The organism is Micromonospora cremea (genome assembly GCF_900143515.1).
In the GTDB taxonomy this organism is placed as follows: Bacteria; Actinomycetota; Actinomycetes; order Mycobacteriales; family Micromonosporaceae; genus Micromonospora; species Micromonospora cremea.
Genome location: NZ_FSQT01000002.1, coordinates 1922117 through 1930999 on the forward strand (window position 1 = coordinate 1922117; position 8883 = coordinate 1930999).

General features: G+C 70.0%; 10 protein-coding genes. 3 read left to right on the top strand and 7 right to left on the bottom strand.

Going from position 1 to position 8883, the window contains the following annotated elements; all coding sequences use genetic code 11:
- The first annotated feature begins 191 nt into the window (after nt 1-191).
- Nucleotides 192-827 (top strand): TetR/AcrR family transcriptional regulator, encoded by a 636-nt coding sequence (locus BUS84_RS22360; RefSeq protein ID WP_074315301.1) that lies wholly within the window; start codon nt 192-194, stop codon nt 825-827.
- Nucleotides 828-1046: 219 nt separating this feature from the next.
- Here BUS84_RS22360 and BUS84_RS40730 read toward each other — a convergent pair whose 3' ends face one another.
- The 4 genes from BUS84_RS40730 to BUS84_RS22375 all read right to left on the bottom strand — a co-directional run bounded on the left by BUS84_RS40730 (nt 1047) and on the right by BUS84_RS22375 (nt 2580).
- On the bottom strand, nt 1047-1169 hold the full coding sequence (locus BUS84_RS40730) for a hypothetical protein (RefSeq protein WP_280175147.1): 123 nt from the start codon (nt 1167-1169) through the stop codon (nt 1047-1049).
- 102 nt (nt 1170-1271) lie between these two features.
- On the bottom strand, nt 1272-1433 hold the full coding sequence (locus tag BUS84_RS40100) for a hypothetical protein (protein WP_244298682.1): 162 nt from the start codon (nt 1431-1433) through the stop codon (nt 1272-1274).
- Nucleotides 1434-1675: 242 nt separating this feature from the next.
- Entirely contained in the window at nt 1676-1807 is a 132-nt protein-coding gene (locus BUS84_RS40735) for a hypothetical protein (RefSeq protein ID WP_280175148.1), read from the bottom strand.
- A 35-nt stretch (nt 1808-1842) separates the two neighbouring features.
- Nucleotides 1843-2580: a VOC family protein gene (locus BUS84_RS22375; RefSeq protein WP_074315303.1), complete on the bottom strand. Its 738-nt coding sequence runs from the start codon at nt 2578-2580 to the stop codon at nt 1843-1845.
- Between the two features lie 335 nt (nt 2581-2915).
- On the opposite strand from BUS84_RS22375, the gene BUS84_RS36750 reads away from it, so the two are divergent.
- Nucleotides 2916-3146 (top strand): LPXTG cell wall anchor domain-containing protein, encoded by a 231-nt coding sequence (locus BUS84_RS36750; protein WP_084757556.1) that lies wholly within the window; start codon nt 2916-2918, stop codon nt 3144-3146.
- A gap of 97 nt (nt 3147-3243) precedes the next feature.
- Here the strand turns inward: BUS84_RS36750 and BUS84_RS22380 are convergent, their stop codons facing one another.
- Both BUS84_RS22380 and BUS84_RS40105 read right to left on the bottom strand, forming a co-directional pair.
- Nucleotides 3244-4584, bottom strand: coding sequence for a sensor histidine kinase (locus tag BUS84_RS22380; protein WP_143728481.1), 1341 nt, complete (start codon nt 4582-4584; stop codon nt 3244-3246).
- 14 nt (nt 4585-4598) lie between these two features.
- Nucleotides 4599-5528: an AfsR/SARP family transcriptional regulator gene (locus BUS84_RS40105; RefSeq protein ID WP_074315306.1), complete on the bottom strand. Its 930-nt coding sequence runs from the start codon at nt 5526-5528 to the stop codon at nt 4599-4601.
- 351 nt (nt 5529-5879) lie between these two features.
- Here BUS84_RS40105 and BUS84_RS22390 point away from each other — a divergent pair, with 351 nt between their 5' ends.
- Entirely contained in the window at nt 5880-6569 is a 690-nt protein-coding gene (locus tag BUS84_RS22390; RefSeq protein WP_084757825.1) for a response regulator transcription factor, read from the top strand.
- A gap of 113 nt (nt 6570-6682) precedes the next feature.
- Here BUS84_RS22390 and BUS84_RS22395 read toward each other — a convergent pair whose 3' ends face one another.
- Nucleotides 6683-8875, bottom strand: coding sequence for a hypothetical protein (locus tag BUS84_RS22395; protein ID WP_074315310.1), 2193 nt, complete (start codon nt 8873-8875; stop codon nt 6683-6685).
- Between the last annotated feature and the right edge of the window lie 8 nt (nt 8876-8883).

Genomic DNA, 8883 nt, shown 5'->3' on the forward strand with positions numbered 1-8883 from the left:
CGGAAGGGGCTGGCCGCCCTTCGGCGTCTTCACAGTGCCGCGGACTCGGGGCGCGGGGCCAGTGGCGGGAACCGCGTGAGTGGTACGGAGATTCAAGTGCCCTCCTCGGCTTAGGTACGACATAAGTTTAGGCTCGACACACAAACTATGTCAAGGACAAAGTTGGGTCGGACCTATGCGAGACTGTCGACATGACCGCATCGCCCTCCCCCTTGCGTGAACAGAAGAAGCGGGAGACTCGCCAGGCGATCTCCGACGTGGCGACCCGGCTCTTCATGGAGCGCGGCTTCGAGACCGTGACCATCGCCGAGATCGCCGCGGCGGCACACGTCGCCAAGATGACCGTCACCAACTACTTCCCCCGCAAAGAGGACATGGCCCTCGACCTGCGGGACGAGTTCGTGGGCTCCCTCGCCCGCACCGTGGCGGGGCGGGCCGTCGGGGAGTCGGCGCTCGCCGCTCTGCGGCGGGAGTTCCTGGCCGCCGTTCACCGCCGCGACCCGGTGATCGGCTTCGCGGGCCTCCCCTTCGTCCGGATGATCGTGGAGAGCCCGACCCTGACCGCCCGCCTGCGCGAGTTCCACGACCTGCGCGAGAACGCTCTGGCCGACCAGCTCGCGGACGAGGTGCACGCCGAGCCCGACGACGTCGTACCCCGGGCGGTCGCCGCCCAGCTCGGCGCCGCGCACCGGGTCCTCTTCACCGAGACGCTCAGGCGCACGCTCGACGGCGACGACCTCGATGACGTCGCCGCCGCGTTGAGCGACGCCGGCACGCGAACGTTCGACCTACTAGAGCCGGGTCTCGGGGCCTACGCGATCCGCTGAGGTTTCTGACCTCTGACGCGGTGGAGCTGACCTCCGTGGCAGTGGGCGGGGCACGGGCAGAGTCGCCCTTACGAGATCCTGGTTCCGCTCGCCTATATGACTCCGGGCCGCGACGCGCTGCGCCGCGAGCTGGCCCGCCGGCTGCCGGCCCTCCATCGTTGGGCCCCTGGCTGAACCGTGGCAGGGGTATCTGGTCCTACGACATGCTTGGCGTTCGGCCTAGTTGCCCTGCTCCGACTTCCTCCGGTTGGGCAGCTCCTCAAGGAAGAACGTCACGTCATCCAGGTCGGAGAAGACCCGGCCGTCGAGGTCCGAACGCTCGGCGAGCTGGCGGACGAGCATGACTGACTCGGGCTCCAGATACCCGAAGCGTCGAGCGAGGTGACCCAGACAGAGCGACGCTGTCGCGACGAGCCCCCGGTCAGAGCTCTCGTGCGCAATCCGCTAGCACCAGCGCTCGACAAAGAGGCGGTCGTCGTCGTAGAGCGCCAGTCCCACCAACACAGAGTTGGGCTCAAGCGCCTGGTCCCTGCCCTCTAGAGCAGCAGTAAGCGCCTCATCCGCCAGACCGTGCGACACCAACGGCGGATTCTCGTAAGCGTCCACGCCGGGAGGTTACGGCAGCGCCAAGCATGTGGTGGGACGCGAGTGTCAAGCATGTCCCGTGACGGGAAGCGCTCTGACAGCGTGTCGTATCAGAGCTTGGGCACGACCGTTGAGGGCAGCATGTCGGCCCACTCGCTGAGGCGGAACGGCTGGCGATCGTCCTGGCGCTGACCGCACCGACGCCGTCGAATACCGCGGCGGTGGACATCGATGACTCACCTCGGCTGCTGGATGATCTTATTCTAGAGCAAGAAGTACTCGGCCATGAAGCGCGTGGCCCATGCCGGTTGCCGGACGTCGGTGGGTTGGAACTCGATCATCGCCGGTTTCAGGTCGACGACGGGCGTGCCGGTCACGGCGTCGAGGCCAAGCACCTCGAGGCTCCGGCCGCGGCTGACGAGGGTTCGGGTCAGCTTGGCGTGAGGAGGCAGAATTCGTTGCCTTCCGGGTCTGCGAGGACGGTCCACGGGACATCGTTCTGGCCTAGGTCGATGGCGGTGGCGCCGAGGGCCCGCAGTCTGGCCGCCTCGGCCTCTAGGTCGTCACCTGAGTATGGGCGGACGTCGAGGTGGACGCGGTTCCACACGGTCTTCACGTCGGGTGTGCGGAGGAACTGCAGATATGGGCCGACGCCCTTGGCGGAGCGCAGTACCGCCCTGTGATCGGTCACCTCGTGCAGGGCCCAGTCCATGGCCTCGCCCCAGAAGCGGGCCATGGCTCGCGGATCCGCGCAGTCGACCACTACCGCGGCGATCGGTCCGGTGTCTCGGTAGAGCGGTCGGGGGTCCAGCACACAGAACTCGTTGCCCTCCGGGTCGGCCATGACCGTCCATGGGACGTCGCCCTGGCCTATGTCGGCAGTTGTCGCGCCGAGATCCTTCAGGCGCGTGACCACCTCCGCCTGATGGGCAGCCGAGCTGGTGGCAAGGTTGACGTGCACGCGGTTCTTCACCGTCTTGGGTTCGGGGGAGACGATGAGGTCGAGGCAGACAGCGACAGGGTCGGGGTAGACGAAGCCCTCGGGTTCGAGGTTGGTCACGCCGGGTCCCTCGCTGGAGACTCCCCAGCCGAGCGCCTCCGCCCAGAAACCGCCCAGCGCGGAGTCGTCCCGAGCCTTCATGTTGATCTGAACGAGCCGCGTTGCCATGCCGGCGATAGTAGGGCCCGCCGAGTCGGCGGTGGTGCCCGGACTGAAGTGGTCGTTCAGCGACCAGGCAAAACCTCAAACCGGAGGCCGTCAACTTCCAGGCGGTCGAGCCGGGCGCCGAACCGACGAAGACGCCGACCACCCCGCCGACCAGCCAGCCCGAGGAGCCGCGCGACTGCGAGGCGTACGTCTACACCGGCACTGAGCAGAACCTGTGCGCCGACTTCGCCAACCCTGCGGGCACGGTCAACTGCTCTGACGTCCAGTACAGGTCACGTTGGTGGACGTGAACAACGACCCGCGGGGCCTGGACGGCAACAGGGGCACGCCGGGGATTGGCTGCGAATCCAACCCCCTCAAGCCGAACACCGCCCCGCCCCACCACCAGCCCCGCCCCGGGCGCGAGTGACGCCCCGCCGACCACCAGCCCCGCGCCGGGCGCGGGCGGCGGCCTTCCCGTCACCGGTGTCAACGCCACTGCGCTCGGCGCCGTCGGTGTGATCGCGGTGCTGGCTGGCGTGGCGCTGGTGGTGGCGCGCCGCCGTCGGGTCCGCTTCGACGCCTGACCTTCACCGGAACGCCCCCGCTGCCGTGAGGTGGTGGGGGCGTTCGTGTTTGCCAGCGGCGGCACGTCGTATGTTCCGCCTCTGCAGGTGTCGCGGCCTACCGGCGCCACGGCACCCATCGCCGTTGCTGACCGCTGTCGTCGAGCGGCAGGACAACGGTGACCACGGTGCCGACCCCCGGCGCGCTGGTGACGGAGAGCGTGCCCCGGACCTCCCGGACCGCCTCGCCGAGAAGCCGCATTCCGAGGTGATCGGGCTGGGGCGGATCGGCCGCGTCGAAGCCGACGCCGTTGTCGTCAACGGTCAAACGCACCTGATCGCCGAAGGTCTCGACGGTGAGGTCGATCCGGTCGGCGTGGGCGTGCTTGTCTATGTTGCGTAGCGCTTCGCGGGCGCTGCGGTAGAGCAGTTGGCGGACGTTGACCGGCAACTCGGACGTCTCGACGACCTGCACGTGGCAGACCTTGCCCGTCGCGCGCATAGGTTCGGCCAGCTCGTTCAGAGCGGTCGGGAGTCTGGTGACGGACAGGTCCGGCGGATGGATGTCGACCATGGCCCGGCGCAGCGCCCGTACATCCCGTTGCACGGTGGCGGAGAGCCGACGGACCGTCTCCCGGAGCCGCTCGCCCCCACCGGACAGATGCAGCTCCACCGCCCCCAGGGAGTAGCCCACCCCCGCCAGATCCTGGATGACCTCGTCGTGCAGGTCGCGGGCGATCCTTCGCCGTTCCAGCTCGGATGCGGCGATGGCGTGCTCCAGCAGACGGCCCCGTTCGCGATGGGCGTGGTCCAGTCGGCGGGCGAGCGCCAGCGCCAGCGGAAGCTGGAACAGCTGCAGGACGACAATGGCCAGCAGCGCCAGCGGCGCGAGCCGCCAACCGATGTACCGTGCGTCGTCCTCCAGCCGGTCCGCCGGGAAGTACGCCTCGAACAACACCGGCTCCCCGTCGGTCCCCGACAGGCTCAGGTAGACCTCGACCAACCGCTCGACCTGTTGTTCGTACTCGTGCTCGGCCCGGTCCAGCTCGCTGATCGCGGCCGTCACCCGGTTGGTACCGGCGAGTGCACGGTCCTCGGCAGCGAGCTCGTAGCGGCGCCCGATCAGCTCGGCCTGGTCGGAATAGAGCACCCGTCCGTCGACACTCCACACCTTGACCCGGACCACCGAGCCGTCCCGCATCCGGGCCCGTACCGCCTCGTCGAGCGCCCGCAGCGCCGCCGGATCTCCGGCCCGCAGCCTCGGCGTGCAGTGGGGCGAGATCAGCCACTCGGCCATACCGCGCGCGCTGTGCTCGGCGAAGTGCACCGCCTGTTCCCGGGCCAGATGGACGCTCGCCAGGGACACTGCGACCGCTACCCCGATGATGGCCAGCGCGTTGAGGCAGAGGAAGTAGCGGACCGCCCGACGGAGTTCGGGACGCGGCGTGGATCGGCGCACAGCGCGGCGCACGATCACGAAACCGCGGAGAGCGGGGTACGGGCGGGCGGGTCGGCCAACTCGGTCGCCTGGGTCAGCAGTTGCGCCAACCGCCGCGCCGAGGTGCCGGCGCCCTCGCCGACCGCGCGCAGGTCGCCCACCGCGGCGAGTTCGCGGGCCATGGCCCGGATGGCGGCCACCACCCCGTCCACGCAGCCGGCGGGCACCTCCTGCCGGAGCAGGTCGAGGAAGAGGTGCCGCAGCTCCGCCGACGGCTCGACACCGAGCTCATGACTGAGCAGCCGCCGGCACTCGTCGTACGCCCGGAGCGCCGCGGCCCGGTCGCCGTGCGCCCGGTGGGCGGCGACCCGCAGGTACCACCCGCGCTCCGCGAGCGGGTCCCACCGCAGGGCCCGCGCGGCGAACTCCAGCGCCGCCGGGGCATCGCCGACGGCGAGGGTGTGAGCGGCGGCGCCCACCAACGCGTCGACGATTCGCTTGCGGTAACGCTCGCGGGCGTCGACCGCCCAGTCGGCGAACGGCTCGTCGACCAGCAACGGCTCATTCGCCAACGTCAGGGCCGCGCGCAGCGGAGGTAGGGCTCGGCTCGGGCCGCAGCCGGCAGCAGCAGCGAGCAGGGCGTCGAAGCGAGTCACGTCTACGCTGACCCGGTCACTGTCCAGGCGGTAGCCGCCGTTGCGAGTGAGGATCACCGATCGCCGCACCGATCCCTGCGGATCCAGGCGACGCCGCAGCACGGACACGTAGCTCTCCAGGGTGGCCACGTGGTTCGCCGGCGGCCTGCCCAGCCACAGCAGCTCGGCCAGCTCGTCCTTGGGCAGCGCGCCCCAGAGGGCGAGCAGCGCCAGGATCTGGCGGGGCTTCACGCCCCCGAAGTCACGGCCCGACAGCACAGCTCGGCCGGCCCGCACCCGGACCGAGCCGAACAACTGGATCTCGTACATCAGGCCCCCTGCCCCCGCTCATTCTTCCCCGGCTTGACTCTGCAGGTTGGCGCTACCGCGCGGTAGCCACTTCCGTCGCCAGTGGACCCCCGAATCCTTGGGGGGTGCCATGTCGGACCGGCGCAGCCCGGCCCTCGCTCAGCCGATGCGTCACGCCGGTTGGAGTCCGCTCCTCGCCAACCGGTACCGGCGGCGCCCGATGGCGGACAGGCGAGGTGCCGGGAAATGGTTCGGCCATCGCCGTCCGGCCGAGAAGGGCGGGCCGTTAGGACGGATCGATGACGTGCAGTCACTTTCTAGACTGCCAAGGGCGGGCGAGCGGCACCGGCGCGCCAGGAGCAGGAGGTCATGATGCGGTCCGTCGGGTCATCGGAGTCCGAGCCCGACCGGGCGATCCGGGTGCTGGTGGTTGACGACCACCAGACCTTCGCCGACCTGCTCGCCCTGGCGCTCGACGGGCAACCCGCCCTGACCTGCGTCGGACATGCCAGGACCGCCGCGGACGCGCTGCGCCTGGTCGACGAACTCCGACCCGACGTCGTGCTGATGGATGTCGGGTTGCCCGACCTCGATGGCATCGCGGCCACCGAGCGCCTTCACCTGCGGCATCCGGACGTGCGGGTGGTCGTGCTCACCGCACGTACGGAGCCCGCGTTGCTGGGTCAGGCGATGGCGGCCGGTGCGGTCGGCTTCCTTGCCAAGGACGGCGCGCTCGGGGATGTGCTGCACGCTCTGCGGGCCGCGCACCACGGAACGACGACCGTCTCCGCTCACCTGCTCACCGGTCTGCTCGCCAACGCGCGTTCCCAGGCTGCGCAGGACGCTGCGCCCGGCGGGCTGACCGGCCGGGAGTATGAGGTGCTGCGGTTGATGAGCCAGGGCCAGGACGTGCGGGCCATCGCCCGCGCGCTGGGCATCACGCCGCACACCTGCCGGGGGTATGTGAAGCGGCTACTGGCCAAGCTGGACGCGCACAGCCAACTCGAAGCGGTGGCCATCGCGACCCGTCGTGGGCTGTTGCCCCCGGCTGATGCCGTCTGACCCCGCACCACCCACCAGGACCCCGCCGATCGGGGCCTCGTGCGCGTGGTGGAGTCGCTCCGTGCCACGAGACGAGGCCCTGACCGGCGGGGTTGCTTCGGCGGACGCGCCGTCTATCCGGCCGTGACGGCGTAGTTGAGCACCTGCGAGCCGGCCCCGCTGACCGCGTCGATGCGCAGGTTCGCGGCGTTGCCGGTTACGCCCGCAGGCAGCGGACCGCGGTACTGCCAGTCCCCGACCTGGTCGACGGTGACCGGGCCAAGGGTCCCGGACACGCTGGTCGCCGTGTTGCGGACCGTCAACGTGACCGTGTTTGTGCCGGTGGCCACGCTGGAGGTGCCCCGAACCCTCAGGTCGGGCGCGTCGTATGTGGCCGAGGTGATGGCCAGGTCGTCCACGACCTGGAAGACCTGCACGGTGACGAAGTGCGTCGTGCCGTCCCCGCCGCTGACCGTCAATCGGAAGTGCAGCGGCACGGCCGGATCGGGCAGCCGAGGCATGGTGAACGTGGCCTTCGGCGAGGTGGGGTTGACCAGGGTCACCATCGGGTTGCTCCCGATCTGGACCTGTGCCCAGCGGTAGCGCACGACGTTGAGGCTGCCGGAGCCGTCGAGGGTGACGGTGCTGCCGATCTGCCCGTCGAGGCGGCCGACCGCGACCGCTAGCGGGGAGGCGGGGGCGTCCACCGCCACCTGGAACCGGACCGTGGCGCTCAACCCCGTCTGGTCGGTGACCTTGAGTGCGAGGTGAACCGTGCCCGGGTTGAGCGGCGCGAGGAAGCTTGTCGCGGGCTCGGACGGGGCGGCGATGACGACCCGGTCCTGGCCGAGACCGATCTTGAACGGCGTCCCGTCGGCGTTGACCTGGGACCAGGCGTAGGTGAGTGCGCCCATCCCGATCGACTTGGTGGCGTCGAGTGCCACCGAAGCGCGCGGCTGCACGTTGGTCGGGTGGACCGGCGCCGCGGTGGGCGGAAGGATCGGCGTCGGGGTGACCGTGGCCTTGACCGGTACCTCGATCGAGCCGCCCTTGTCGGAGCGTACGGTCACCTTGAGTGGCGGGGCTTCCAGGTTGAGGATGCGGGCCAGCCCGGTGGAGTCGACGGCGCCGCTGGTGCCGGCGGGGCCGTGCAGCGTGAGCTTGGCGGCGGGGTCGGTGCTGGTTGCGCGTACGGCGAGGACCGGCCGTCCGGCCGCGTTGAGCAGCCAGGTCGCCGCCGTGACGTTCACCCCGTCGACGACCTTGACCGTACGGGTGGCGACAGGGGTGTCGCTGAGGTTGCGGATGGTCAGCGTTCCCGGCGCGCTCTGCCCGGCGTAGGAGACGTTGGCTACGTACCGGCCGTGGCTGCCGTACATCTGCCGGCGGGCCACGTGCCCCTGGTCGCCGAGGGCGCCATTCTCCACCACGATGACCTCGTTGTCGTCGGAGGTGGCGTGGACGAGGATGGTTCCGCCGTCGGTGCCGTCGGTGTTCCGTGTGTAGATCGCCGACTCCGGTGCCACGTCGGCGTTGACGGCCTTCTTGCCCAGGATCGACCACTGTGCCTGCTGGATGCAGTCGGTGGCCGCGACTCCGACCGGCAGGGGGTTGCACAGCGCGTTTGACGGCGCACCGGCCGCCACGTCGGGTCCGATGAGCTGGAAGTAGTTGGTGTTGTACGGGCTGCCGGTGAACGTGTGCTCGGCGTTCGGGTCACCGACGTACCCGTCCGGCGGGGCCGGGTTGCGGGTATCCCAGCGCAGGAACGGTCCGAGTCGGCTGTTCAGCGCGCCGCTGAAGTTGTTGGTGCCGATACCGATGTCTTCGGTGAAGTTGATCTCGCCGCCCTCGGCGGTGAACACCTCCTGGCCGTACGGGTGGACGACCCGATAGGTCTCGCCCGCCTGGAGCCCGTCCACCCGGATGCGGATCCGGCCGAACGTGATCTGGTCGCCCGGACGCGCGACCTCCAACGCGAAAGCGCCCTCCAGCGCCGTCTCCACCTGCGCCGAGAGGTTGCCGACGTCCAGCTCGCCGACCGCCGCGTTGTAGAAGAACTCGTCCGGGAAATGGTCGGGCATCGACGCCACACCGGTGAAGCCGTCGGCCACCAGACCGCACAGATCTGCCGGCGCCGTGTCCAGACACGGCTCCAGGCGCAGGCCAGTCTTGTCCGAGTACCAGGCGGGGAAGCCGTGCTCCGCGATCGGCCCCATCGCCTGCAGGCCGGCATTTTCCGGCACCGCGGCGCTCGCGGGCACCACGAGCAGGGCCGTCGCGGTGAGGGCGGCTACTGCGGCCCCCAGTGCCTTTCGTCGATTCATCTTCGTCC

Bases quoted from the DNA above. Each gene is read 5' to 3' on its own strand.
- BUS84_RS22360 (WP_074315301.1), top strand. From the start codon at position 192: ATGACCGCATCGCCCTCCCCCTTGCGTGAACAGAAGAAGCGGGAGACT.
- BUS84_RS40730 (WP_280175147.1), bottom strand. From the start codon at position 1,169: ATGCTCGTCCGCCAGCTCGCCGAGCGTTCGGACCTCGACGGCCGGGTC.
- BUS84_RS22375 (WP_074315303.1), bottom strand. From the start codon at position 2,580: ATGGCAACGCGGCTCGTTCAGATCAACATGAAGGCTCGGGACGACTCC.
- BUS84_RS40105 (WP_074315306.1), bottom strand. From the start codon at position 5,528: ATGTACGAGATCCAGTTGTTCGGCTCGGTCCGGGTGCGGGCCGGCCGA.
- BUS84_RS22390 (WP_084757825.1), top strand. From the start codon at position 5,880: ATGCGGTCCGTCGGGTCATCGGAGTCCGAGCCCGACCGGGCGATCCGG.
- BUS84_RS22395 (WP_074315310.1), bottom strand. From the start codon at position 8,875: ATGAATCGACGAAAGGCACTGGGGGCCGCAGTAGCCGCCCTCACCGCG.